Below are 25,573 nucleotides of genomic sequence, written 5' to 3'. Positions count from 1 at the left end.
CGATGCTCTCCCTCTTGACCCGATGGAGTATGGAAAGGGCAGCGCGCGATGGCTTCTGTAAGAAAGCATAGGTTGGCCCGAATGGCCGCGCCGGGGTGGACAAAAAGGAATCCCCGCCAGTGGACTGGCGGGGCAGGGGAGGTCACTATAGGCGGGGTTGATCAGGCGTGATTATGGCCTTGCGCAGCCGAAACGGCGACGCTGCCCAGGTAGCCGAGCTGGGTTGCCTTGAACACGGTCTGGCTGCGGTTGACCGCCTCTAGCTTGGTCGCGGCATTGTGGATATGGAAGCGCACGGTGGCGCAGCTGCGCGACAGGATCATCGCAATCTCGACATCGGTCTTGCCCAGCGCCGCCCAGCGCAGACATTCGACTTCGCGCTTGGACAGGCGGCAATTGCGCGGAATCCAATGGCGCTGGCTTGCGACACGCGAATAGCCGCTGATGAAGCGCCGGGCCTGATATTCCAGTACGTCGGCGTAGAGATCAAACTCACGCGACAGGTCGCTCCGCCGTTCATCGATGGGCGAAAAGCTGACGACACCGATCTGGCCGAATGGCAGGTGTACAGGAATGACGATCGCGGCGGGCGCGTTCACTTCATCGGCGAAGTGCGACAGGTCGATCTGGTCCAAGAGCGGATTGGGTGCGCGGGTGTAGATGCCATGGGCATTGGCCCAGAAAGGCTCGCTTTCGTAGCGGCAGGCGAAGGGAAGGGGGGAGCTGAGCGCCAGAAGCGGCTTTTTCCACCACTGGTCCTTTGACCCCGGCCAGCCGAATATGGACGATGCCAGCGGATTGCCGTCCGCGTCCGTCATCGCGGATTTCGACGCGATGTTGGCGCAGGCGGCTACGCGGAAATTGCTGAGTTCCCTCGCCAGGTCCCGCAACGCCTCCGCGGCTGGTCGCACATCGTCGATCGACGCGATGCAGATGGTGCCCTGCCTGCGTGTCCGAAAATCGACCGGGCTGATGCTCTGTTGGTCGATGCGGTCCATGCAGGCGACGAATGAGTCGTCTGTTCTCTCCATAGCCAAGGAGGCTACGCCTGCCACAATGCTTAGACAAGCGTCCAAAAACCTGTGACAAGTCATAGGTCGTTGTGGGGCGATATGGCACGCCCCGCGCGCTTCCTAGCGGAAAGCGCAGTCGGCTGAGCCGCTGTCATAATGCTTTAACGGAGCGAACCGGGGCCATGCGATCCCGGACCGCAAACCGCTCTGGAGCAGGGGACTGAAAGCGCCATGAATTTCGATCTCGACGACGAGCAGACCATGCTCAAGGATCTGGTCGATCGCTTCGTGGCGGACCGTTATGATGCGGCCAAGCGCCTGGCCTATGTGGCCCGGCCGGAGGGATTTGCGCGCGAAAACTGGGCGATCTTTGCCGACATGGGTTTGCTGGCGCTGCCGCTGCCGGAGGATATGGGCGGCATGGGCGGCGGCGCGGTCGAACTGATCACGCTCGGTGAATCCCTTGGGCGCGCAGTCGCCGTCGAACCCTATCTGGCCACGATCCTGCTCGGCGCAACCCTGCTGGATAGAGGCGGGCATCAGGATTTGCGAGCGCAGTGGCTGCGGGCGATTGCTGCGGGAGAGCGTTTCTGCGCGCTTGCCCATCTAGAACGGTCAGGCCGCTACCTGCCGCGCACGATCGATATGCGGGCCACGGGGAAGGACGATGTCCGGCTCAATGGGGAGAAAATCTGCGTCATGGGCGCGCCTTTTGCCGATGCCCTGCTGGTCAGCGCCCAGGATGATGAGGGCGTTACTTCTGTCTATTTCATTGTCGCCGATGCACCCGGCCTGCATCGCAAGGATTACCGGCTGGTCGATGGATCGGTGGCGAGCGACCTGCGTCTGGACAACGTTCCGGCCATCCGGCTGCCCGATGGCGCGGCCGCGCTGGATGCCGTGCTGGACTTGGCGCGGCTGGCCATCACCGCCGAGCTGGTGGGCCTGATGGGCCATATGTTCGACGCCACGCTCGATTATGTGAAGACCCGCCATCAATTCGGCCAGCCGATCGGTCGGTTTCAGGCGATCCAGCATCGCCTGGCGGATGATTATGCACTGGTCGAACTCAGCCGGTCCCAGCTCTATCGCGCCGCGGCCCAATCCGCCGGTAGCAAAGAGGCGCATGCCGCAATCGTGGGGGCCAAGGCCTATGTGAGCGCCGCCGCCGTCAAAATCGCGGAGGACGCCGTCCAATTGCACGGCGGCATCGGCACCACCGAGGAACTGATGGTGGGGCAGGCGTTCAAGCGCGCCTTGCTGCTCACCCGCCTGCTTGGCGATGCGGATCATGACCTGCGCGACTATGCCGATCTGTGCCGGGCGGCCTGAAGCCGCGATTGCCCTTTCCCGTCGCCTTTTGCGATGGCACAGTCCGGCGAGATAACAACAGGAAGAGATATGCCTGAAACTTACCACCGCGTCGTTCTGGCGCAGGATGTTCCCGATCGCTCGCTGGCGGGCTTCGTCGTCAATGGCTGGCCCGTGCTGATAGCCCGCGAAGAGGGGGCGTTCCATGCGCTTATCAATCGCTGCACGCATCAGGCGGCAAGCTTTACGCCCGACGGACGGGTCCGGCGTGGCGCGGTGATGTGCCCGCTGCATGGCGCGCGCTTCAAGCTGGACAATGGCGAATGTCTGGGCGGGGCGGGCTATGCGCCGCTCCTGCGCTTTTCGGTGCGCGAAGTTGATGGCTGGATCGAGGTGGCAGTGCCCGACGAAGCGCCGGGCGCCGAGCATCTGCCTGTGACGCCGCTTAGCTGACGGTTGGCGTGCGGGCGCTTTTCCCCTCCTTGGCCCAGGCGATGCCTCGCCGCAGCAGATCATGGAAGACCGGCAGGTCCCAGGCGCAGCGATCCACCTGGGGCCACCAGTCCAGGAAGGGCTGCATGTCATAATGGCCGCGGCAATGGCCTAAAGTATTGTAGAGCACCGCCCCCTCGCCCTGGGTCTTGATGTAGAGCACGGGGTGTCGGTCGTGCGCCCATTCATGCTCGTCAAAGCCGGTGGCGTCGCCTTCAAACGGGGTGTCGAGCAGGATGTGCAGATCGCCATGCCGTTCCATCAGATACAGCTCATCGATGGTTTCAAACGGCTCGATCCCTTGCGTGAGCACATGGTCGGGATCGGCGACCTCGACCCTGTAGGGGGCGATCGGCGGATGGGCGATGAACTGGGTGCCGAGCGTCTCCATCAGCAAGGGCGCCCAACGCGGCGCGCCATAAAGGCCATTGTCGAACAGGCGCAGCACCGAATTGGTCCCATGCAGCGCATACCAGCGTCCACCCTGCGCCACCCAATCCCGCAACGCTTCCTGCACCGCAAGCGGGGGGGTGACATCGCAGGTGTAGGTGATCAGGAAATCGGCCGCACGGATCGCCTCGATATTCCCATAATCTTCGAACACACGGGTTCGCACCCGCGGATCCTCCGCCAGGAGTTTCAACAGTTCCAGGCGGGCAAAATCGAAATCATGATAAAGCCCGCCTGCGATCAGCACGCAATTGAGCCTTTCCGGCTGTTCCTCGCTCATCCGCGCCGCTCCTGCCTTAAAACTGGACCCGTTTGGTGAAGCCGCCGTCCACCACGACGCCGGCGCCCGTCATGAACCGGCAGGCGGGCGAGGCGACGAAGGCGATCGCCTTGCCGATTTCCTCGCCGCTGCACATGCGGCCCATCGGAATTTGCGACAGGATCATGTCGTAAAAGTCGGGCATGCCGGACTTGATGCCAGCCCAGGGACCATCGTCAGTGTAAATGGGACCGGGGATCAGGCAGTTGACGCGAATGCCGTCCGCGGCATGTTTCTGCGCCAATGCGCTGCTGTAATTGATGACGGCGGCCTTCAGCGCATTATAGGGTTGCGGCCCCATGAACTCCTCCACCGCTCCGGTGGATGACAGGGTGACGATGGAGCCGGCATCGGATTTTTGCAGATGGGGCAATGCCGCGCGGATACCGCGTGACAGGGGCAGGATGTCGGCGTTCATCACCGTCATCCAGCCATCGTCGCTGTCCTCGCCCGGATTGGCCGACACGAAGCTGATGAAGATATCGCATCCGCCCAGCGCGGCGGCGGCTTCGTCGATGAAGGCGGGAAGTGCCTGCGCATCGCGTGCATCGACCGCCTTGCCAAAGGCCTCCACGCCGAAGTCCTTGACGGTAGCGATTACCCGGTCGACCTTGTCCTGCGTCCGCCCGCACAGCGCGACATGGCACCCCTCCTGCGCCAGCACTTCGGCGGTATGGCGTCCGACGCTGGCGTTGGCGCCGATCAATATGGCTTTACGCCCCTTCAAGCCCAGGTCCATGCGGGTCTCTCCTGTTCCACGATGATGGCGCATCATATGGCGTTGGGGGCGTTCGGGCACTGACGATTTCGCCAGTCCTCGCGGGCCCCCATGGAAATTGACAGGGGCGCATGCTTCTTGGGCACTCTATGGTGCGGGCTTCAAGGCGGGAGGAGGAGGCCAGACATGGGCGAGCGCAGAACGATAGGCCAGTATCTGCGGGCACATGCGCGCGATCAGGGGGATGCGGAGGCTCTCGTCTTTGAAGGCGAAAGCATAAGCTATGCCTTGCTGGATCGTCGCGCCAGCCAGGTGGCGAACGGCCTACGGGCGATGGCTATGCCAACGGGCAGCCGCGTGGCCTATCTGGGCAAGAACAGCGCCGCCTATTTCGAAATCTGGATGGGGGCGATCCGCGCAGGCATGGTGATGACGCCCGTCAATTGGCGGCTCGCTCCGCCGGAAATTGCCTATATCCTGGCCGATTGCCGGCCCGCTTTGCTGGTCGTGGACCCGGAACTCGCCGCGCGGCTGGACCCTGCGCCATCCTGTCCCGTCCTTTTGACGGAAGCCGCGAGCGACGGCGATCTCTATGCGGATTGGCGTGACAGCCAATCCGAAGCGGACCCTCATCACGATGGCGGCTATGAGGATGTCGCGCTGCAACTTTATACCTCCGGCACCACCGGCAATCCCAATGGCGCGATGCTGACCAACCGCAGCCTGCTTGGCTTGCGCGATAATGTGTCGCAGGACGCCTTGCCGGGCTGGTTCGTCTGGTCGTCGCGGGACGTGGCGCTGGTCGCCATGCCGATCTTTCATATCAGCGGGTCGGGCTGGGGGCTCTGGGCGCTTCAGCATGGGGCGAAGGCGGTGGTGGTGCGCGAATTTGATCCGCACAGGGTGCTCGACCTGTTGGTGGAGCACCGCATCACGAAGCTGATGATCGTGCCAACGGCGCTGCGCATCATGTGCGACCATCCGCGCGCGGCGCAGACCGATTTCAGTTTTCTGGAAACGATCTGCTATGGCGGGTCGATGATCCCGCTCGACCTGTTGCAACAGGCGATCACCATCTTCGGGTGCGGCTTTGCCCAGATGTACGGGATGACCGAAACAGCCGGGACTATCGCCGGGCTGGCGCCGGAGGATCATGACGTGCGTGGCAATGATCGCATGGCCAGCATCGGGCGGGCGCTGCCGGGCGTGGATATTCGCATTCTCGATGCCGATGGCCATGTGCTGCCGGCGGGGGAGGTGGGCGAGGTGGCGATCCGGTCCCCATCCAACATGGCGGGCTATTTTGGGCGGCCGGACTCCACGGCCCAAACCATCGACGCGGACGGCTGGTTGCGCACGGGTGACGCTGCACGCATGGATGCCGATGGCTATGTCTACCTCGCCGACCGGATCAAGGACATGATCATCACCGGCGGGGAGAATGTCTATCCCGCCGAGGTGGAGAAGGCCATCATCAGCCATCCGTTGGTCGCCGACGTGGCGGTGATCGGTGTGCCGGACAGCAAATGGGGCGAGGCGGTCAAGGCGATCGTCGTCCCGACCCAGGGCGCTGAGCCGCAGCCAAGCGAGATCATCGCATGGGCGCGCAAGCGGATTGCGGCCTACAAGGCGCCAAAATCAGTGGATTTCCAATCCGACTTGCCCCGCAACCCCTCTGGCAAGGTGCTGCGCCGCGTGCTGCGCGACCAATATCGCTGACCTGCCATTTTCAGGAGGTGGGCGACGCGCGATGCTGGCCTACCATCATCCCATCAAAGCTGTGGAGGGGAGGGAGAGCAGACATGAGCCGCAACTATACAGGGCCGCTGGAGGACCGGATCGCGATCCGCGAACTCATGGAAAGCTACGCCGATGCGGTCAATCGCTGCGATCGTGACCTGATGACCAGCCTCTGGGCCGAAGAGTCGCACTGGGACCTGTCCCATTATCCGCAATTGGGGGTCGTGTCCGGGCGTGCGGCGATCATGGATTTGTGGGCCAGCGCCATGCCGGCCTATCCGGAGTTATCCTTCGTCGCGATGCCGGGGATGATCCGCGTCGATGGCGACACCGCCCAAGCCCGCACCTATTTTTCAGAAGTCTATACCGAACCCGACACCGGCAAGGATAAGCGTGCGCGCGCCTGCTACAACGACAAGCTGGTGAAGCAGAATGGCGAATGGCTCTTTGCCGAGCGGGTCTTCTCGATCCTGCACCAGACCTGACAAGGTGGTGTGTACAGACCTTTTCGCTCCGGCCCATCTCTCCACATAACGGGTCGACGGCGAAAGGAGGGCCTGGATCGTCCGGACGATCCAGGCCCTTTCCCGTATCAGCGAGAGGTCATTCCGCCGTCGATCACCAGTTCGGATCCGGTCATGAAACTGGCCGCCGGGCTGGCAAGATAGACGATGCCTTCCGCTATCTCTTCCGGCTTTCCCATCCGGCTCATGGCGTGGCCCGCCGATACCGTGGCGCGCGCGGCGTCCAGGTCGGGGAACAGGCCTTCTTCGACATAGCGCGCGAAGATCGTATCCATCATGTTGGTTTCGATCCCGCCGGGATGCACCGAATTGACCCGGATCGGCAGCTTGAGCAGCGCAAATTCCAGCGCCGCCGATTTGCTGTAGAGTTTCACCGCGCCCTTGCTGGCGCAATAGGTCGACATGAAGGGCGCGCCGCGCAACCCGCCCACCGACGACAGGTTGATGATCGACGATCCCCCCTGCCGATCGGCACCGCTTTTCGCGAGCAGCGACTGCGCCGAGCGCGTGCCCAGGAAAATGCTGTCGACATTGATTGCCATGCAGCGGCGAAATTCGGCAAGGCTGGTGCTGGCGATGCTGTTGGTGACGGATATGCCGGCATTATTGACCAATATGTCCAGCCGGCCGAATTCACGATCGATCTGCGCGATCACATCCTGCCATGCCGCCTCGTCCGTGACATCGAGTTGGACATAAAGCGCCGCGTCAGCCAGCTCGGTGTTGGCGGCGATATCGCTTGCGACCACGGTTGCGCCCGATCTGGCAAGGGCTGCGACGGTGGCCCGGCCGATGCCGCCCGCCGCCCCCGTCACCAATGCCACTGTGCCGCTGAGGCTGGTCTTGTCGTTCATGCCCATCGTCTCCTTTTGCCTCAACGCGCGGTCCAGCCGCCATCCACCACCACTTCGCTGCCGGTCATGTAGCTGGCGTCGTCGCTGGCTAGAAACGCCACGACCTTCCCGATTTCGCTGGGCTGGGCCAATCGCTTGATCGGCGTGGTCGCTGCCATGGCGTCGATCATCGCCTGAGCGGTTTCGCCGCTTCGCGCGGCCCAGGCTTCGAAGCCCTTGCGCAGAAGCGGCGTGTCGACAAATCCGGGATGAACCGAATTGACGCGGATCGGAATGCCGGCATCGGCAAATTCCAGCGCATTGGATTTGGTGAACAGGCGCACGCCACCTTTCGATGCATTATAGGCCGATACTTCACCCATGCCGACCAGACCCATGATCGAGGAGATATTGATGATGCTCGATCCATAGGGCGTCGAAGCGCCGCCCTTGGCCAGCAGCGGCTGGAACGTCTTGGTGCCAAGAAACACCGTGTCCAGATTCAGGGTGATCAGCCGTCGCCAATCTTCCAGCTTGAGATCCTGAACCTTGCCGGTCAGGTCCGCGCCGACATTGTTCACCAGAATATCGAGCTGACCCTGTTCGCGCTCCACCTGCTCGCGCGCGGCCTGCCATGCTGCTTCGCTGGTGGCGTCGAGCTGGATGTAGCGCGCGTCCGGCATGGCGGCGCACATTGCCGTGACATCCGCAGCGTCGGGCGCATCGAGATCGGTCACGTAGACCAGCGCGCCCCCGCTCGACAGGGCGTCGCATATCGCGCGACCGATGCCGCGCAATCCGCCGCTTACCAATGCTATTCTGCCTTCCAGCCTGCCTGCCATGGCGCGCCATCCTCTCTGCGCGGCCCCGCGAGGCCGACGATGATTTCCCATTGCTCTTGTCCGCGCGCGCGGGAAGAAGAACACCTGCGTTTTTTCGCAGGGTGACGCTGATCGCGCCAGCGCGCATGACGGGCAAACCAGAATAATGAAGGAGGCGGATGGCCATGGACATGGATCGATACAATGAGGTCAAGGCCATGGTCGAGCGCATCTATCAGTTGAGCGCAGCGGGCGAATGGGACGCGGTCGAAGCCATGCTGACGGATGATTTCCGTATTCTGGAGGCGGACAGCCTGCCCTTTGCCGGCGTGTACGAAGGCAAGGGCGCGCTTCAGGCCCTGTTTACCAAGGTGTTTTCCTTCTGGGACGATCCGGATCTGGAAACCGGCGACATTTGCGTTGGCGAGGATCATGCCGTTGCCATGGTGGTCGTGACAGCCACCTCGCGCCATAATGGCGAGCGGCTGCGGATGCCGCTGACGGAGGTATTTCATCTGCGCGGCGACCAGTTCAGCGGCATTACGCCTTATTATTTCGACACCGCCGCCATCGCGCGCGCGACCGGCCTGATCGCGGCATAAGGAAGGGGGTGGAGCCATGGCCAATCTGAACGGCAAGGTCGCGCTCGTCACCGGCGGCACGTCGGGCATCGGGCGCGCCTGCGTGCAGCGGCTGGTCGCGGATGGCGCGCGCGTCATCTTCACCGGGTCGAACGCCCAAAAGGCGCAAAGCCTGTGCGACGAAACCGGCGCGACCTTCGTTCAGGCGGCCGTGCAAAGCCCCGATGACTGGGCGGTGGTCAAGGACCGGATCGGTCGCGATTTCGGCCGGCTGGACATCGCCTTCGCCAATGCGGGCACCGAGAGGGGCGATGCCCATATCGAAGCGGTGACGCTTGACGCCTGGAACGAGATCGTCGCGATCAACCAGACGGGCGTATTGCTGACCATCCAGTCGGCGATCGCGCTGATGAAGGGCAATCCGGGCGGGCCGGGCGGGTCCATCATCGTCAACAGCTCGATGAATGCGCATCGGGCGCTCAGCAACTATATCAGCTATTCGGTGACGAAGGCGGCGGTCGTGGCGATGGTCAAGTCCGTGGCGATCCATTGTGGGCAGCAAAAGCTCAACATCCGGTGCAACGCCATCCTGCCTGGCGTCGTCGAAACCGACATGATTGCGGGCATCATCGCCAATTGCCCCGATCCCGATGCGGCGCGGGCGGCCTATAACGGCATGTCGCCGATGGGCCGCATGGCGCGGCTGGAAGAGGTCGCCGGGCTGGTTGCCTATCTGTCGTCGGATGAAGCCGCATTCATCAGCGGCGCGGACTATGTGATAGACGGCGCAAGCACGGCGGGCATGACGGGCGTCTGATCCGTCAACCACCCCGCCTGCGGGCGAGGAAGAAACGCAGCATTTCGCGGGAGGCATCCGGCCCGGCGGGGTCGGTATGCGACCCCAATGGGCTGCCGCCCGACCAGCTATGACCGCTGCCGTGAATCGTCCATTCCTCCAGCAAAGGCTTTCCGCTTCGTTCCTGGTAGATGCGGCGCGTGAAGGCGCGGCCGCCGTCCGATGTGCCCGTCACCGTCCGCAAAGTCAGCGGCCCCATGCCCGCGCGCTCCAGATTATGTAGGAACCCGCCGGCATTGGAGGGATGCACCACCTTGTCCTGATCGCCATGAAAGACGATGGTCGGCAGTTGCCGGGGCAATTTTCCCGCAGGCTGTGCCGTCCGCTTGCCGCGCATGGCCGTCAGGGCCGATTGCAGTGTCTGGATATCACCGACTGCAACGCCGGAATGGACGCCGACCGCGACATAAAGACGGGGATAGGCAGCGCCGATGATGGCGGCGGCCGCGCCCCCTGCCGAAATGCCCGCGATATAGACCCGGGCGGGGTTGGCGTTGCACAGGTCGATGACATGACGGGTCAGCGACGCGATCATGCCGGCTTCGCCAGCGCCAGCTCGCTGATTTTCGGGCGCGTGCCAGTTCCAGCAGCGCGCAAAATTAGCCTTTTGCGACTGTTCGGGATAGAGGACCAGAAAGCCAAGTTCGTCGGCCAGCCGGTTCATGCGCGTGCCTGCCGCGAAATCCTCCGCAGTCTGGGTGCAGCCATGCAGCATGACGACTAGGGGCATGCGCCGTCGCGGTGAACCAACGGGGGTATAGAGGCGATAGGCGATGACGCCAGATCGGCTCTTATGGTTTCCAGCGATGAAGCTGCCCGGAGGCGGCCGTGTGGGCCGGGGCCGGGACTGGGGCCTGGTTCGTTTGCGGATGGTGGGAGACGGGCCGGGTTTGAACAAATCCTGCAACGCGAACGCGGCAGACAGCGGGCGTCGGCGTTGCGCCAGTCGCGTCGCCTTGCGCCATGTCTTGAACATGTCGGCCATGCTGTCCCCCTTCGTGCCCTTGGGCATGCAGGCATAACGTCGGCGGCGGAACAATGATCCGGCGTGGCCTAGCCGACCTGCCGCTTGGCAAGTTTGCGCGCGAGCGTGCGGCGATGCATCCCCAGGCGCCGGGCTGCCTCCGATATGTTGAAGTCGCTGTCCTTCAGCACCTCATGGATATGCTCCCATTCCAGCGTCTTGATGCTGGTGGGCCGGGGCGCGAGCGGCGCATCGGGATTGCCGCCGGAACGCGCGAAAGCGGCTTCGATGTCGTCGGTATTGGATGGTTTGGCGAGATAGTTGGTCGCGCCCAACTTGATCGCCTCAACTGCCGTCGCGATGCTGGCAAAGCCAGTCAGCACCACGATCACCATGGAAGGATCATGCTCGTGCAGGGCCTGAACACAGGCGAGGCCCGACTGCGCGCCGAGTTTCAGGTCGACGACCGCGAAGCTGGGGCGGCGTGACGCCAGCAAGGCCGTCACCGTTTCCAGGCTATCGGCGGACAGCACGTCATAGCCCCGCCGCTCGAAGGAGCGTTTCAGGGTGCGCGCAAATCCCTCGTCATCCTCCACGATCAGCAATTGCTTGTCAGTCGACATCGCCATCCTCCTCAAGCGCGACGGTCGCCAGCGGCAGGCGCATCTGGATCATCGCGCCGCCGTCCGCGCCGTTGCTGGCGTCCACACGGCCGCCCAGTTTGCGCACGACATTCACGACCAGGAACAGGCCTAGGCCGCTGCCCTGCCGGTCCTTGCTCGATCGATAGGGCTTGCCGAAATCGGCCAGCATGTCGGGGCTGAATCCCCGACCATTGTCGCGCACCGCGATGTGGAGCCATTCCCGGTCCCGGCTGACCATCAGGTTGATGTAGGTCGCCCCAGCCTCCCGCGCATTGTCCAGAAGATTGGTGACGGCCTGGCGGATGACCGGATCGGCGATGATATGGGGATAGTCATGCGGGCCGAAGTCGCAGCGCAGGGGCAGGTCCGGATTGGCGGCGCGCCATTGCTGGGCGATGGCGTCGATGAAGGCGCGAACATCCGTTACCATGGGCGCTTCGCCGCGCGCTTCGCCTGCCGACAGCAGGATGCCGCTCAGGATCGCCTTGCAACGCTGAACGGCGGCCTGCATTTCGCCGACTTCTTCCATCAGGACTGGGTGACGGTTGACTTCGGGCATATGTCGCCAGTCGCCCAGCACGACGGCGAGTTGCGCCAGCGGCGTGCCCAGTTCATGCGCAGCGCCGGATGCGAGCAGCCCCATGCGCACAATATGTTCTTCCTCCGCTGCATGTTGCCGCATCTTGGCCATATAGGTTTCGCGGTCCTGGAGATTGCGGTTGATGCGGGTCATGAACAGGACCAGCAGCACCGCGATCATCACGAAACAGACCCAGGTGCCAATGATATGCAGGTCGAACAAATGGCCTTCGAGCGTTTCGGTGAGATCGAGCGGCCGGTAGACGAAGGTCAGTCCGGCCGCGCAAAGGGCCGACACGCCGACAATGCCCCAGGCGCTCCAGTGATGCAGCAGCATCGCGCCCAGCGCCACCTGCACCAGATAAAGCGAGATGAAGGGGTTGGTCGCCCCGCCGCTCAAATAAAGCTGCGTCGTCAGCGCGACGACGTCGAAGAGAAGGGCGAGGAACAGTTCGGCATGGCTGATATCGGTGCGCCCGCGCACGACCAATATGCTGCCGACATTCATCGCCGCCGCGATGCAGGGTACGACCAGCATGGGCAGGATCGGCAGGCGGATGCCCATGCCGAAATGAACAAGCAGGATGGTGGCGACTTGCCCCGCAATGGCGATCCAGCGCAACTGGACCAGCAGCACCATATTCTTGCGCCCGGCGGCATCGGCCGGCCAGCGGCTGGGGAGCCAGCGCGCGCGGGTCGGCGCGGGACTGGTCATGGCCGCTTGTCTGGTGCCGTGTGCCGCATGACGATGATGTAGGCAGCCACTGTCATGATCGCCAGCGCGAACCAGGTGATGGCATATTGCAGGTGATTATTGGGGAAGCGGATTACGGTCAGCCCGGCAACGGGCAGCCGGTCGGGCGAGGGGCCGGCCTGCGCGTCGATGAAATAGCTGGTGATGGCCGGCGCCAGACGCCGGGCCGCGGCGATCGCGGCGATGTCGCGCGAATACCAGCGATCGGCGGCGGGATCGTTGGCGCGCAGAAAGCCGCCGCCCGGTTCGGTGAGGCGCAACAGGCCAGTCACCGTGACTTGCCCTTCGGGGCGATCATAGCGGGTCTTGGCTTCGGGCGGGACGAAGCCGCGATTGATCATCAGCAAAGCGCCGTTCCGTTGCCGCAGGGGCGTGAGAACCCAATAGCCGGCACCGCGAACCGTGCTCGCCTGAACGAGCGTGCTGCGATCATGGAGGAAGGTGCCGGTGGCGGTGACGCGCTTATATGCGTCGGCCGCATCGGCACTTGCAGGCGCAGGCACCGGGGTAGCGTGGATCCGCGCGTCCACCTGCGCGATCAGATCGCGTTTCCAGCCGAGGCGCTGGACCTGCCATGCGCCAAGAGCACTGAAGCCGGCAAAGAGAAGGAGGGCGATCAGCGTCAGGCCGATCAGGAAAGCCGGGGACCGCCGGCGGCGATCCCCGGTTCCAGGCGATGTCACGGCATGTCGCTCATTTCATTGGACAGGCGCATTTCCTGCGTCGAGCCCATGTCCATCTGCATATCGGCATGCGGCATCATATTGGCGTTGAGGTGATACATGACCCACATCGACCCCGACAGGACGATGACGACCAAGACGATGGTCAGCATCATCGCCATGAAGGACCAGCCGCCTTCGACCCGGCTGTTCATGTGCAGGAAGTAGACCATGTGCACGACCACCTGAACCGCGGCGAAGGCCAGAATGATGAAGCCGGTCACGCGCGCATCCGCCAGCGTTCCGGTCATCACCAGCCAGAAGGGGATGGCCGTCAGGATGACCGACAGGACGAAGCCGATCATATAGCTGCGAAAGCTGCCATGCGCGCCTTCTTCATGATGATCGTCATGATGATCATGGCCGTGGGCGTTGTGGCTGTGGACGGCGTCGCTCACCGCAGGACTCCCATCAGATAGACAAAGGTGAAGACGCCGATCCAGATGACGTCAAGGAAGTGCCAGAACATGGACAGGCACATCAGGCGGCGCTTGTTGGCGGGAATGAGGCCCTTCTTCGCGACCTGCACCATCAACGTCACAAGCCAGATCGAGCCGAAGGTGACGTGCAGCCCGTGGGTGCCCACCAGCGTGAAGAAGGACGACAGGAAGGCCGATCGCGTCGGGCCCGCGCCTTCATGGATCAGGTGCGAAAATTCATAGAGTTCGATGAAGAGGAAGGCGCCGCCGAACAACAACGTAACGAACAGCCAGCCCTGCGTCGCGCTGATCCGGTTCTTTTCCATCGCCAGCATGGCGAAGCCATAGGTGATCGACGAAAACAGCAGCATCGCGGTGTTGAGCGCGATCAGGTTGAGATCGAACAGGTCCTTGGGGCCCGGGCCGCCGGCATAGCTGCCGCCCAGGACCGCATAGGTGGCGAAGAGGATGGCGAAGATGAGGCAGTCGCTCATCAGATACATCCAGAAGCCCAGCATGGTGCTGTGGCCTTCGTGGAGGTGGGGTTCCTCGGGCAGATGATAGGCCCGAGGTTCCGCCGGCGCGTTTGCAGTTGCGCTGCTCATATGGATCAGACTCCCGCCGCGAGGATGCGCGTACGCTCTTCCTCGGTGCGCGTCACTTCCTCTACGGGAATGTAGAAGTCGCGCTTGTAGTTGAAGGTATGGGCGATCGCGACCGCCACGATGCCGATGAAGCCAAGCCCCGCCAGCCACCAGATATACCAGATGAGGGCAAAGCCGCAGAGCGTCGACAGGGCGGCCAGGATGACGCCGGTGCCGGTGCTGCTGGGCATGTGGATCGCCTTGAAGCCGGACAGCGGACGCTGATAGCCGTGCTTCTTCATATCCGCCCAGCTGTCGGCGTCGTGGACGACCGGCGTGAAGGCGAAATTATATTCTGGCGGCGGCGAGCTGGTCGCCCATTCGAGCGTGCGGCCATCCCAGGGATCGCCCTCGACCGCCAGTTCCTTGCGCTTCCAGATCGACCAGGCGAACTGGATGAGCATGGCGCCGATGCCCGCCGCGATGATGGCGGCGCCGATCGCGGCGATGACGAACCAGATTTGCAGGGACGGATCGTCGAACACGCGCATGCGGCGGGTGACGCCCATCAGGCCCAGCACATAGAGCGGACCGAAGGCCAGCCAGAAACCGATGTTCCAGCACCAGAAGCTGACCTTGCCCCAGAACTGGTTCAGGCGAAACCCGAACGCCTTGGGCCACCAGTAGTTGATCGCCGCGAACAGGCCGAACAGCACGCCGCCGATGATCACATTATGGAAGTGTGCGATCAGGAACAGCGAATTGTGGAGCACGAAGTCCGCTGGCGGAACCGCGAGCAGCACGCCGGTCATGCCGCCGACCGTGAAGGTCAGCATGAAGGCGACCGTCCACATCATCGGCAGTTCGAACCGGATGCGGCCGCGATACATGGTGAAGAGCCAGTTGAACAGCTTGGCGCCCGTCGGGATCGAGATGATCATCGTCGTGATGCCGAAGAAGCTGTTGACGCTGGCGCCCGATCCCATGGTGAAGAAATGGTGCAGCCAGACGAGGTAGGAGAGCACCATGATCGTGCAGGTGGCGTAGACCATGGAGGTATAGCCGAACAGGCGCTTGCTGCAGAAGGTCGACACGACTTCCGAGAAGACGCCAAAGAGCGGCAGGATGAGGATATAGACTTCGGGGTGTCCCCAGATCCAGATCAGGTTCACGTACATCATCGGGTTGCCGCCGAAATCGTTCGTGAAGAAATTGGTGCCGACATAGCGATCGAGCGAGAGCAGGACCAAGGTGGCGGTCAGGATCGGGAAGGACGCGACGATCAGCACGTTCGCGCACAGCGACGTCCAGGTGAAGACGGGCATTTTCATGAGGGACATGCCCGGCGCGCGCATCTTGACGATGGTCGCGATCAGGTTGATGCCTGATAATGTCGTGCCGACGCCCGCTACCTGCAGCGCCCAGATATAATAGTCGACCCCGGTTGCCGGGCTGTAGTCTATGCCCGACAGCGGTGGATAGGCGAGCCAGCCAGTTTGCGCGAATTCACCCAGGAACAGCGAGCACATCACCAGCACCGCGCCGCCCGTGGTCATCCAGAAGCTGAAGTTGTTGAGGAAGGGGAAGCTGACGTCGCGCGCGCCGATCTGGAGCGGGACGATATAGTTCATCAGGCCCGTGATGAAGGGCATCGCCACGAAGAAGATCATGATGACGCCGTGCGCGGTGAACACCTGGTCATAATGGTGGGCGTTCAGATAGCCTTCGGACCCGTTGAAGGCCCATGCCTGTTGCAGGCGCATCATGATGGCGTCGGCAAAGCCGCGCAGGAACATGATGAGGCCCAGCACCATGTACATGATGCCGATCTTCTTGTGATCAACGCTGGTGAACCATTCCTTCCAGAGATAGCCCCACAGGCGGAAATAGGTGAGCGCGCCGACCACCGCCGCGCCGCCCAGGACGACGGCGCAGAAGGTCGCGACGACGATCGGCTCATGCCATGGGAAACTGTCCCAGGTCAGACGACCGAAGATCATCTGGGTTGTTGTGAGTGTACCAGTCATGGGCCTTACCGATGCTGCGCGTGCGCGTCAGCGCCGCTGTGGTTGCTATGGTCGATCGCCGGTTCATGGTGCGGACCGGGTGCGCCAGGCGCGTCGGGGGCGGTTTCCTGCCCCTTATTCTGGTCGCTTTGTTCGATCACATGGCTGTTGGGGACGTCATATTGCAGCCCCTGCGTATCATGCGCCGATTCCTTGCCCGCGCCGCCCATCATGTCGACGTGCATCAGCTCGCTCATGCAACGCTGGCCGGGCTTGGGACAAAGGTTGACGACGGCGTCGAACAGCTTGGGGTCGGTCGCGCCGAAATAGGCGACCGGCGCCTTTTCGCTGGGCCTGGCGAGCGCCAGATAGACGGTGCGGTCGAGCGCGGCCTTGCTGGCCTTTACCTGCGCCGCCCAGGCATCGAAGCCTGCCTTGTCCATCGCCTTGTAGCCAAAGCGCATATGGGTGAAGCCGGCGCCCGAATAATTGGCGGAAAAACCCGTGCCCGAGACAGGCTTGTTGGCGACGGCGTGCAGCTGCGTCTTCATGCCCGGCATGGCGTAGATCTGGCCAGCCAGTTCGGGAACGTAGAAGCTGTTCATGACCGTGGATGCCGTAATGTCGAACCGCACAGGCACGTTGGTGGGAAGGACCAGTTCGTTGACGGTCGCAACGCCAAGGTCGGGGTAGATGAACAGCCATTTCCAGTCGAGCGCGACGACCTCCACCGTCATCGGCTTAACCTTCGGGTCGATCGCGGTCTTCGCGTCGATCCGGTCAAGCGGTCGATAGGGGTCCAGCTTGTGCGTGCTCACCCAGGTCAGCGCGCCCAGCGCGATGATGATCAGCAGCGGCGCCGACCAGATCAGCAGCTCCAGCTTGGTGCTGTGATCCCAGTCGGGATCATAGTCCACGTCGGTCGCCTTGTTGGTTGCGCGATAACGCAGGGCGAAGACGACGACGAGCGCCATGACCGGCAGCACGATCAGCAGCATCAGCGCTGTCGAAATCAGGATCAGGTCGCGCTGTTGCAGTGCAATATCGCCCGACGGGTTCATCACGACCCAGTTACAGCCCGCGAGCGGCGCTGCCAGAATCGGAGCGGACCAGCGCAAAAGTCTGATCCTTAGCGGAGAGTGTGGCTGTGACATGGCGCGCGCCTAGCCTTTCGTCCGTGAGTCGACCAGTGGGCATTTTGTCCAAAGCTGTGCAGGCGCAAAAATTCTGCCTGGGCCGGGATACTGCTTAGACTCTGTCGGTTTTCTGTTATGTTGCCATTCCCTGGCCGCTGGAAGACGAGCATACCGCACCGGCGGCCCAGCCAAGGAGCGGATGTATATGAGTTCAGGGGCCATAGCCTTCACCTCCACGTCACTTGAGGATGACGCGCGCAGGATCAACGCGCGCGACCACAAGGTTGCGCCGGGGGATATTTCCATTGGTGTGATCATCGGTCGCACCTCCGAATTTTTCGACTTTTTCGTCTATGCCATCGCTTCGGTGATCGTGTTCCCCAGCCTGGTCTTCCCCTATGTCGATGCGCTGACCGGGACGCTCTATTCCTTCGCGATCTTCGCCGTCGCCTTTATCACAAGGCCGATCGGGTCGCTGATCTTCATGGCGATCGACCGACGCTATGGCCGCGGCACCAAGCTGACCGCTGCCTTGTTCCTGCTGGGCAGCTCCACCGTGGCGATCGCTTTCCTACCAGGCTATGAGACTATTGGCCATTATGCCGCCGTCGTCCTGATCATCCTTCGCGCCGCGCAGGGCATTGCCCTTGGCGGAACATGGGATGGTCTTGCCTCGCTCCTGTCGCTCAATGCGCCGCAGCATCAGCGTGGATGGTACGCCATGGTGCCACAGCTGGGCGCGCCGCTCGCCTTGCTCGTGGCAAGCGGTCTGTTCGCCTTCTTCTTGCTCACCCTGTCGGAAGCCGATTTCCTGAGCTGGGGGTGGCGCTATCCCTTCTTCGTCGCGTTCGCGATCAACGTAGTGGCGCTCTTCGCCCGCCTGCGCATCGTTGTGACCCATGAATTTGAGCGGTTGTTCGAGCAGCGGGACTTGGTCCCCTCGCCGGTGCTGCCGACGGTCAAGCGCGAAGGGCGCAACATCGTCATCGGCGCCTTTGCCCCGCTCGCCAGCTTCGCCCTGTTCCACATGGTCACGGTGTTTCCGCTGTCCTGGATCGCGCTCTATACCGACCAGCCGATCGACCGCTTCCTGGTGATCGAGATGATCGGCGCGGCGGTGGGTCTGCTCGCCATCGTGGTGTCCGGTTTCGTCGCCGACCAGATCGGGCGTCGCTCGCTGCTCGGCTGGTCTGCCGGCGGAATCGCGGTGTTCGCGCTGATGGCGCCGCTGTTGCTCAACGGCGGTGATCTGGGCGAAGTCGCCTTCATGATCCTGGGGTTCATGCTGCTCGGCCTGGCGTTCGGCCAGTCGTCCGGTGTCGTCGCGTCCAACTTTGCGACGGAAGCGCGCTACACCAGTTCGGCGCTGACGTCCGACCTTGCCTGGCTGGTCGGCGCGGGCTTTGCGCCGCTGGTGGCCTTGCTGCTGTCGGTCAAGTTCGGGCTGGCCGCCTCGGGCGTCTACCTGCTCTCAGGCGCAGTCGCGACCATGGTCGCGCTCTATATCAACAAGGAACTGGCTGGCCGCGACCGTTAAGGGCCAGCCCAATCCCCAAGAACTGCGCGCCGTCTGGACCACAGATCCGGGCGGCGCGATCCGTTTCAAGTGCGCAGTGCCTGACGCATTCGTGCGAGCGCCTTGCGATCGAACCAGCCTGTCAGTCCAGGCCGGGGCCGCCAGCGCGGCAGCCAGTCGCCATAGAGGCTGGCAAGCCGGCGGGGCAGGCCGCAGGGGCCTTCCCGCAGCATGATGTCGGACACGATCCGGTTCTGATAGAAGCGGACCGAATAGTTGATCAGCCGCTTATATTGCATGATCCAGGTGGCTGGTCGCCAGAGGCTGACCTGTTCCGCCACGAAGCCGGCCTCCTCACAGGCGATGACACGGCCATGCTCCCATTGGCTGTCCGCCTCCAGATCGGTGTGCGCCCAGGCCGCCACCAGCCCGTCATCCCCAATAAGGTCGTCGGGCAGGCGCAGGCCTTTGGCCCGGATGGCGGTGACGAAGCGACCGGACAGGGCGTAAAGGTCGCCGAACAGGCCGCCTTCCGCGCGGAGCCCAGCGCGATATACTTCCACCTTGCGGCCGTTCATCGGCATGCCCGCCGCCGCATTGACGGCGGGATCGTGCGCAAGCGCCGCTACGAGCGCATCGATCGACCCGGGCGCGATTTCCGCGTCGCCGTCCATGAAGACGACCGCTGCCTCGTCGCCGGTCAGCAGGTCATGGACGAAATGATTCCAGGTTCGCGATTTTCCGCCCTGCGCAATGTCATGGACGATGACATTGTTTCGGCACCAGCGGCTGCCTTCGCGCAATCGACTGTCCTGTCCGTCGTGCCATTCACTAGGACATGAAAGCGCGTGTCGGGCCGGTCGAGCGGCAGCGACGCGAGACAGGCGGCGATCCGCCGCTCCTCCTGATGCGCAAAGATGCCGACCGCGATGGTCATGATTTTAGCGGAAGTCCCAGCTCTGTTCGCCATGATACATGGCGTCCAGTCCGTCATGTTCGACCTCTTCGGTCACGCGCATCGGGATAATGACCGATATGGCGAGAGCCGCGATTGCGCTTCCCGCCATGGCCCAGAAGGCCACGACGATGATGCCGACAAGCTGGCCGATGATCGCGTCGGTGAGGCCGATGCCGGCTTCGAAACCCACGCCGCCCAGCAGCGGCAGGACGCCGAGCGGCAGCAACAGTGCGCCGGTCAGGCCGCCGATGCCGTGGATGACGAAAATCTGTGCCGGATCGTCGATCCAGCGACGAGTGAGCGCCAGGCCCAGCCGGGCAAGGAGCGCGGCGGCTCCCCCGATGAGCATCGCGCCGCCGCTGCCCACCAAGGCGGCCGAGGCGGCAATGGCGGCGATGCCGGCGAGCGCGCCGGACAGGAAACCCATGGCGCTGCTGCGCGCGCCCAGGAGCCGATCGGTCGCCATCCACAGCAAGGCGCCGGCGCAGGCGGCAAAATGATGGTTGAGGAGCGCCGTGGCTGCATCATCGGTCGCACCCAGTGCCCAACCGCCGACCAACCCGGACAGGCCAATCCACAGCAATGCACCGCCTGCCAGCGCCAGCACGGGGCTATGCCCGGCAATGGACGCCTGCCGCCTCGCGCCCACGATCAGCGTCAGGGCCAGCGCGGACCAGCCGGCCGCCTCGTGGACGACAAGGCCGCCGGCAAAGTCCATCACGCCTAGTTGCGCGAGCCAGCCACCCGCCCAGATGGCATGGGTGATGGGGACATAGACGATCAGCAACCATAAGGGGGCAAAACCCATGAACCAGGCCAGCCGAGTGCGTTCCGCAACGGCGCCGGCCAGCAGCGAGGCCGCGATCAGGGCGGCGGCCATCTGAAAGACGACGAACGCCGATTCAGGAACCGTCAGCCCGTCGCGCAGCGCCGCCAGATTGGCGAGCATCAGATTGGCGGTCCCGCCGATCCATCCGCCGCCAGGCGCGTAGATCAGGCTGTAGCCGGCGATCCCCCAGCCGAGCGAGACGATCGCGATCATGGCGATCCCCTGCGTCATCACCGAAAGCGCATTGCGCACATTCGCCAGCCCCGCATGGCGCAGCATCACGCCGGGCAGCGCCGCAATCAGCAGCAAGACAGAACAGACGAGCATCCACCCCGTGTCTCCGCTGTCGGCCGCTGCGACCTGGGCGAGGGCCGGTTGAGGCAGGGCGGCCAGCAACAGCGCGGGCAAAGCAGGCAGAAGACGCATCATATGTCCCGGTGAAGGAGGATTGCGCTCTCCTAACCCCGGCAGAGTAAAGACTTCAATAAGCCAAAGCTTGGGGCCTTACGCCCATGGCGGAACATCATCGCGATGACAGGCGATCAGGTCGGGCAGATACAGGCTGGCAATCGGATCGAGGGCGAAGGAGCCGAAATAGCGGTCCAGCATGTCGGGGACGGAGCGGGACAGGGAAGCCGACAGGTGCAGACGGTCGCCATGCTCGGCGGGAATGAAGACATAATCCCGAGGGATGCAAGCGCAGGACTGGCCGTGGAGCGCCGGGCCGAGGCTCCATTCGATGATGTCGGCGCTGATGCGCCGGGGCGTTTCGTCATGATAGACACTGCCAAAGCGGCCAGGGCGCGATGGGCCATAGAGCCTTCCGGTGGCGGCGGCATAGCTGCGCGTGGGCGATATACGCTCGATCGTGCGCGCCCAGTCGGCGCTGAGGACATGCGCGCTGTCAGTGACAAGCATGCACCTGTCCAATTCGGTGTCGGCAAACGCGTCGCTGATCCTGTCGAGCGCCGTCGCATCGTCCAGCTGACCCGTTCGAGGATCAATGAGCGCGGCCCATGCGCGTCCATCCTCCATCCAGACGCCCGCGATCCTGCCGGCGGCAGACGCGCGCAGTCGCACATTGGCGAGCGCCCAGGCCGACAGGTCCACAGCGGACTGCGCGTTCACGAGAATGTTCAGCGGCCGTGGCTCCGCCATACTGCCCGCGATCCGGCCCGCAGGACTGGCGATATGGAGCCGGCGACGGTTGCGCGCGAAATCCTCTGTCGCGGTAATCTGGTTGTCGGCCACGCCCGCACGATAGGCGCCGAGCAATGCCGGAACCATCAAAGGCGGGCCGTCGCGCGTGTATCGCAGGATCAGGTCCCAATCGACCAGCCGCCGCATGGACTCCTCAAATCCGCCATGCAGCGCCACCAGATGCCGGCGATGCGCGAAGACGTTGAGGTCGATATAATTGCGTTCTTCCAGCCGGCTGCGATTGAATGGGCACAGGCGAATGGCCCTGCGTTCTTCCACGGGAACATCGGTCGGGCTGGCCACGGCCTGAAAAACGGTCTGTCCGGCATAGGCGCAGCCATGGCCGCGATGGTCGGCCAGAGCGCCGACCATGATGGAGAGATAGTCGGGATCCCAGCTATTGTCGGAATCGAGATAGGCGATGATGTCGCCAGAGGCGCGGTTCAGACCCCGGTTGCGGGCGGCGGAGACGCCCTCGTTACGGGAATTTGCGATGAGCTTGATGCGCGGATCGGGATAGCGTTCGAGAGCGGCCGAGAGGTCATCGCTGCTGCCGTCATCGATGATGATGAGTTCGAAATGCGGGTAGCTTTGCGCCAGAACCGATGCAATGGCGTCACCAATGATGGCGGCGCGGTTCAGCACCGGCATGATGATCGAGACACATGTGCCGGCCTGCACCGCGCGCGCCCGCGACAGCAGCATGCGCTTCTGCAATTCCAATTGGTCGAGCAGAGCGATGGCATGATCTGCATGGCCCGCGCCCATACGGTCTTCGCAAAATCCCCATTGGAGATGGTCGCTAAGCGAAAAATAAGGGGAAAAACCGCGCGCATCATTGACGACCGCCAGGCTTTTCTTCGTCAGGCTGGTGCTGCTTCCTGTCAGGCGCAACTCGATCGACAGGTTTTCGCGGAGCAGGCAGCGGTTGGGAAGGTGCAGGCTGAAGCCGTGATGCCCATCCCCCAGGCCGGCGCGACGCAGGTCGGGGCGATCCATGTCGGCCACGATGTTCCGGGCGATTATTTCGTTGTCGACGAATATGTCGATCCCAAGGGCGATGTCGGGGTGGGCGAGATCGAGCGCCCAGCCGTTCAGCTGGCCGTCGGCCACGCTTTCCAGCATCGCCTTCAGTCGCGGCTTCACGCCGTTCGTGATGGGCGGGGGCACATGCCAGATATCGCCCTTCAGGCTCGTCGACACAGGCACGCGCCGGCCCGTGGCGGCATAGCGAAGCTCAAAGCGCGTTAGTGCCCCGTCGCGGTTCTGGGGAATGGCAAGGCTGAAGCCGGCCTGCTTCGCATAGCCCGCCTCCACCAAGTCTGCCCTCTCCAGACGCGGCAGGATGCGCGTCACCGGCTGGCCGTTCCGAAACAACCACAGGGCGGCCGGTTGCCAGGGTTCGCCATCGGCAGCGCGTTCGACAGCCCAACCCGCCAGTTGCACGCCATTTTTGCGATCGATACGGCCTTCGCAGACAGGCTCGTTCGTCAATGGCACCACGTCGATCCGCGCGCTGGCGTCGATCGGTCCCGTGACGCCGGCTAAGCCGTCCTCCATCCCGGCCCGAACGCAGCGATCAAACAGAGCGAGCAGATCGGCATGGGATTTAGCAAGGCTTTTGCGCAGGGGCGCGATAGACCGCCGTTCGAAATGATCGGCAATGACAGCTCGCTTGGCGCATGCGCCCGGCGAGGCCAGTGCCATCGCCCGCTGAACCTGCGCCCGGACATCATGATACAGTGCCTCTACGCCGGGAAAGGGGGCGGCGGCCAGCGCAGCGGTGGGCCGCGCCAGGCTAGACGGCGTCATGACCAGGGGAATGCCCTGGCGCGTCGCGCGCAGGGTCCAGTCCATCAAGCCCTGCGCCGTAACCCTATGTTCGGGGAGAAGGCCGATGCGATCGACCAGGCGCAGGTCGATCAGCAGCGGGCCATCGGATGCCTGCGCTTTGTACGGCTTTCGCGCAACCAGCGGGTCATCGCCTGCCAGCATCGGTTCGACATGAATGCAGCCATCGGCTTCTGTATGGAGGCGGTAGCCCCCCGCCGCGATGCGGCCATTGTCGCCGATCGTCACGGGCGCCACGATCGCGTCCGACCGGCCATGCGCCAATAGCGATTCCAGGGCATCGCTATCCAGATGCCGGGCCGGATCGAGCAGCAGCGCCTGTTCACAGCCATCGGCACGCATCATCTCCAGCATCCCGTTGGTCGCTTCGGCGAACCCGGTGGCTGCATCAGTCCACAACAGGGTGTCGACTTGCGCGTGCAGGCCGAAATGCGGCCGTTGCCGCGGATCGCGGTCGAACAGATAAATGTGTGGACGCCCGCACGGCAGTTCATTCAGTGCCGCCACTTGGGCCGCGAGATCGTCCTGGCTCCCGCACCCTATCAGGCCGATCGCGAGTGAAGCCTTCGCCGGCCTTGCGCGTCGCAGGATCGAGAGGGTTTGGGCCTTTTCGTCGACCTTAATCGAGCGAGTCTCGGGCACCAGCTTGTCAGCAACGGCATCGTGAAAGTCTTTGCTGATCCGGTCCCACGACCTTGCCTTCGAGAAGCTGCGACCGGCGCGGCGGATTGCCGTCCTTTGGTCCTGATCCAGGCGCAGCATTTGATCCAGGGCGGTTTCCAGAGCGCCGGGGTCATCGGTTTCATATCGTACGCCCAGACCCATGTCGTCGATGGCATCCAGTGCGGGCAGGCGAGGGCCGACAACAGGCTTGCCGTACAGCGCCGCGAGCATCAACGCGCCGGACGTCAACGCCTGCCGATAGGGCAGGGCGATGATGTCGGCCGCGCCAAAGAGCAGCGGCAATTTGGCGTCGGGGACGAAGCCGTCCATCACATGAATGCGGGGATGGCATTCTTCCAACAGGCGGGCTTGGGCAGATGTGAAGCCGCCCATCATCTTGCCCGCGATCAACAGATGGACATGGTCGCGCTCCGGCTGCGCTGCGAGCGAATGGAACGCTTGCACCAGCGTATCGACGCCCTTATAGGGACGGATCTGACCGAAACAGAAGATCAGCGACTGGACCTGTTCGAGGCCCAATAGCTGGCGGCTTTGATGGGTGTCGAACGCGCGGCCATAGCAGCCTTCATAGCCGCCATGCGGGGCCAGGACGCATTTGCTTGCCTCGACCGCATAATGGCGTTGCAGTTCGGCCATGGCGGCGTCGTCATGCAGATGGATGACGTTCGCAGCGGCGGCCAGGCGCGCATGGAATGCCAGCGCCAGGTCCTTGAAAATCGGTTCGTGCGGAAGAGCATTGTGCACCGTCCAGAGAAAGGCGCCGCCCCGCGCCTGAAACAGGCGGATCGCTTGCAAAAACTCGCTCGCGCGGACCTGATAGTCGAACCGGTCGGTGCAATCGGCGAAAAGCGGGTCGGGCCAATGCAGGTGGAACAGCACGGGCTCGTTGCCAGAGGAGCCCTCGATCAGGTCGATGGCGTGCTGGATCGGGCCATATTCGACGCGCAGGTCGGTCCCGAAAGAACGGTACAAGCCGTCCTGGTAATGATTGGTTGAGCGGTAGTCGGGATAGGCGACCAGTCTGGTGCCGGCGGGCAGTCGGTTGGACGACATGCCAGCACCATGCGGG

At 63.4% G+C, this 25,573-nt stretch carries 22 protein-coding genes and 1 pseudogene; 7 read left to right on the top strand and 16 right to left on the bottom strand.

Annotated features, from left to right (window positions below; translation table 11 throughout):
- Positions 1 to 161: 161 nt before the first annotated feature.
- Positions 162 to 1,031 carry a helix-turn-helix transcriptional regulator gene (locus RLDS_RS33560; RefSeq protein ID WP_236616801.1) on the bottom strand — a complete coding sequence of 290 codons (870 nt, stop codon included), beginning with the start codon at positions 1,029 to 1,031 and terminating at the stop codon, positions 162 to 164.
- Positions 1,032 to 1,244: 213 nt separating this feature from the next.
- Here RLDS_RS33560 and RLDS_RS33555 point away from each other — a divergent pair, with 213 nt between their 5' ends.
- The gene (locus RLDS_RS33555) at positions 1,245 to 2,345 is read left to right on the top strand and encodes an acyl-CoA dehydrogenase family protein (protein WP_021224814.1); all 1,101 of its coding nucleotides are present in this window, start codon (positions 1,245 to 1,247) and stop codon (positions 2,343 to 2,345) included.
- A gap of 69 nt (positions 2,346 to 2,414) precedes the next feature.
- A complete protein-coding gene (locus tag RLDS_RS33550; protein ID WP_021224813.1) occupies positions 2,415 to 2,777 on the top strand; it encodes a Rieske (2Fe-2S) protein in 363 nt (120 codons plus the stop codon).
- Here the strand turns inward: RLDS_RS33550 and RLDS_RS33545 are convergent.
- Together RLDS_RS33545 and RLDS_RS33540 are read right to left on the bottom strand one after the other, a co-directional pair.
- Positions 2,770 to 3,546 carry a ThuA domain-containing protein gene (locus tag RLDS_RS33545; protein WP_021224812.1) on the bottom strand — a complete coding sequence of 259 codons (777 nt, stop codon included), beginning with the start codon at positions 3,544 to 3,546 and terminating at the stop codon, positions 2,770 to 2,772. The two genes, RLDS_RS33550 and RLDS_RS33545, sit on opposite strands and share 8 nt — an antisense overlap.
- 16 nt (positions 3,547 to 3,562) lie before the next feature.
- Positions 3,563 to 4,324 (bottom strand): SDR family NAD(P)-dependent oxidoreductase, encoded by a 762-nt coding sequence (locus tag RLDS_RS33540; protein WP_021224811.1) that lies wholly within the window; start codon positions 4,322 to 4,324, stop codon positions 3,563 to 3,565.
- A 165-nt stretch (positions 4,325 to 4,489) separates the two neighbouring features.
- Here RLDS_RS33540 and RLDS_RS33535 point away from each other — a divergent pair, with 165 nt between their 5' ends.
- Both RLDS_RS33535 and RLDS_RS33530 read left to right on the top strand, forming a co-directional pair.
- Positions 4,490 to 6,022 (top strand): fatty acid--CoA ligase, encoded by a 1,533-nt coding sequence (locus tag RLDS_RS33535; RefSeq protein WP_021224810.1) that lies wholly within the window; start codon positions 4,490 to 4,492, stop codon positions 6,020 to 6,022.
- An 83-nt stretch (positions 6,023 to 6,105) separates the two neighbouring features.
- A complete protein-coding gene (locus RLDS_RS33530) occupies positions 6,106 to 6,528 on the top strand; it encodes a nuclear transport factor 2 family protein (protein ID WP_021224809.1) in 423 nt (140 codons plus the stop codon).
- A 107-nt stretch (positions 6,529 to 6,635) separates the two neighbouring features.
- On the opposite strand, the gene RLDS_RS33525 is transcribed toward RLDS_RS33530, so the two are convergent.
- Both RLDS_RS33525 and RLDS_RS33520 read right to left on the bottom strand, forming a co-directional pair.
- Positions 6,636 to 7,421: an SDR family oxidoreductase gene (locus tag RLDS_RS33525; protein ID WP_021224808.1), complete on the bottom strand. Its 786-nt coding sequence runs from the start codon at positions 7,419 to 7,421 to the stop codon at positions 6,636 to 6,638.
- Positions 7,422 to 7,441: 20 nt separating this feature from the next.
- Entirely contained in the window at positions 7,442 to 8,242 is an 801-nt protein-coding gene (locus RLDS_RS33520) for an SDR family NAD(P)-dependent oxidoreductase (RefSeq protein ID WP_031297507.1), read from the bottom strand.
- 164 nt (positions 8,243 to 8,406) lie between these two features.
- Here RLDS_RS33520 and RLDS_RS33515 point away from each other — a divergent pair, with 164 nt between their 5' ends.
- Together RLDS_RS33515 and RLDS_RS33510 are read left to right on the top strand one after the other, a co-directional pair.
- Positions 8,407 to 8,823: a nuclear transport factor 2 family protein gene (locus RLDS_RS33515; protein WP_161626713.1), complete on the top strand. Its 417-nt coding sequence runs from the start codon at positions 8,407 to 8,409 to the stop codon at positions 8,821 to 8,823.
- A 16-nt stretch (positions 8,824 to 8,839) separates the two neighbouring features.
- Positions 8,840 to 9,619, top strand: coding sequence for an SDR family NAD(P)-dependent oxidoreductase (locus RLDS_RS33510; protein WP_021224805.1), 780 nt, complete (start codon positions 8,840 to 8,842; stop codon positions 9,617 to 9,619).
- A gap of 4 nt (positions 9,620 to 9,623) precedes the next feature.
- Here RLDS_RS33510 and RLDS_RS33505 read toward each other — a convergent pair whose 3' ends face one another.
- From RLDS_RS33505 to cyoA, 8 genes are all read right to left on the bottom strand, one after another.
- Positions 9,624 to 10,643, bottom strand: coding sequence for an extracellular catalytic domain type 1 short-chain-length polyhydroxyalkanoate depolymerase (locus RLDS_RS33505; RefSeq protein ID WP_236616800.1), 1,020 nt, complete (start codon positions 10,641 to 10,643; stop codon positions 9,624 to 9,626).
- Between the two features lie 68 nt (positions 10,644 to 10,711).
- The gene (locus RLDS_RS33500; RefSeq protein ID WP_031297505.1) at positions 10,712 to 11,245 is read right to left on the bottom strand and encodes a response regulator transcription factor; all 534 of its coding nucleotides are present in this window, start codon (positions 11,243 to 11,245) and stop codon (positions 10,712 to 10,714) included.
- Complete coding sequence (locus tag RLDS_RS33495; protein ID WP_021224802.1) at positions 11,235 to 12,560, bottom strand: ATP-binding protein; 1,326 nt, start codon at positions 12,558 to 12,560, stop codon at positions 11,235 to 11,237. Before RLDS_RS33495 ends, RLDS_RS33500 begins: the two co-directional genes overlap by 11 nt.
- Positions 12,557 to 13,282 carry an SURF1 family protein gene (locus tag RLDS_RS33490; RefSeq protein ID WP_021224801.1) on the bottom strand — a complete coding sequence of 242 codons (726 nt, stop codon included), beginning with the start codon at positions 13,280 to 13,282 and terminating at the stop codon, positions 12,557 to 12,559. The genes RLDS_RS33495 and RLDS_RS33490 overlap by 4 nt, the downstream gene beginning before the upstream one ends.
- Positions 13,279 to 13,719, bottom strand: a complete 441-nt coding sequence (gene cyoD / locus RLDS_RS33485; protein WP_021224800.1) for a cytochrome o ubiquinol oxidase subunit IV — start codon at positions 13,717 to 13,719, stop codon at positions 13,279 to 13,281. The genes RLDS_RS33490 and cyoD overlap by 4 nt, the downstream gene beginning before the upstream one ends.
- Positions 13,716 to 14,345, bottom strand: a complete 630-nt coding sequence (gene cyoC / locus RLDS_RS33480; protein WP_021224799.1) for a cytochrome o ubiquinol oxidase subunit III — start codon at positions 14,343 to 14,345, stop codon at positions 13,716 to 13,718. Before cyoC ends, cyoD begins: the two co-directional genes overlap by 4 nt.
- A 5-nt stretch (positions 14,346 to 14,350) precedes the next feature.
- Positions 14,351 to 16,351, bottom strand: a complete 2,001-nt coding sequence (gene cyoB / locus RLDS_RS33475; RefSeq protein ID WP_031297504.1) for a cytochrome o ubiquinol oxidase subunit I — start codon at positions 16,349 to 16,351, stop codon at positions 14,351 to 14,353.
- A gap of 5 nt (positions 16,352 to 16,356) precedes the next feature.
- Positions 16,357 to 17,484 (bottom strand): ubiquinol oxidase subunit II, encoded by a 1,128-nt coding sequence (cyoA, locus tag RLDS_RS33470; RefSeq protein WP_084514670.1) that lies wholly within the window; start codon positions 17,482 to 17,484, stop codon positions 16,357 to 16,359.
- A gap of 187 nt (positions 17,485 to 17,671) precedes the next feature.
- Here cyoA and RLDS_RS33465 point away from each other — a divergent pair, with 187 nt between their 5' ends.
- Positions 17,672 to 19,003 (top strand): MFS transporter, encoded by a 1,332-nt coding sequence (locus RLDS_RS33465; protein ID WP_031297500.1) that lies wholly within the window; start codon positions 17,672 to 17,674, stop codon positions 19,001 to 19,003.
- A 65-nt stretch (positions 19,004 to 19,068) separates the two neighbouring features.
- Here the strand turns inward: RLDS_RS33465 and RLDS_RS33460 are convergent.
- The 3 genes and pseudogenes from RLDS_RS33460 to RLDS_RS54465 all read right to left on the bottom strand — a co-directional run bounded on the left by RLDS_RS33460 (position 19,069) and on the right by RLDS_RS54465 (position 25,557).
- Positions 19,069 to 19,919: pseudogene (locus RLDS_RS33460) on the bottom strand (glycosyltransferase).
- Positions 19,920 to 19,923: 4 nt separating this feature from the next.
- Complete coding sequence (locus RLDS_RS33455; protein WP_031297499.1) at positions 19,924 to 21,195, bottom strand: ammonium transporter; 1,272 nt, start codon at positions 21,193 to 21,195, stop codon at positions 19,924 to 19,926.
- A gap of 78 nt (positions 21,196 to 21,273) precedes the next feature.
- Complete coding sequence (locus RLDS_RS54465) at positions 21,274 to 25,557, bottom strand: glycosyltransferase (protein ID WP_052034082.1); 4,284 nt, start codon at positions 25,555 to 25,557, stop codon at positions 21,274 to 21,276.
- Positions 25,558 to 25,573 lie beyond the last annotated feature (16 nt).

This window comes from Sphingobium lactosutens DS20 (assembly GCF_000445105.1).
GTDB classification, from domain to species: Bacteria; Pseudomonadota; Alphaproteobacteria; order Sphingomonadales; family Sphingomonadaceae; genus Sphingobium; species Sphingobium lactosutens.
This window is presented reverse-complemented; position numbering and strand designations above follow the sequence as displayed.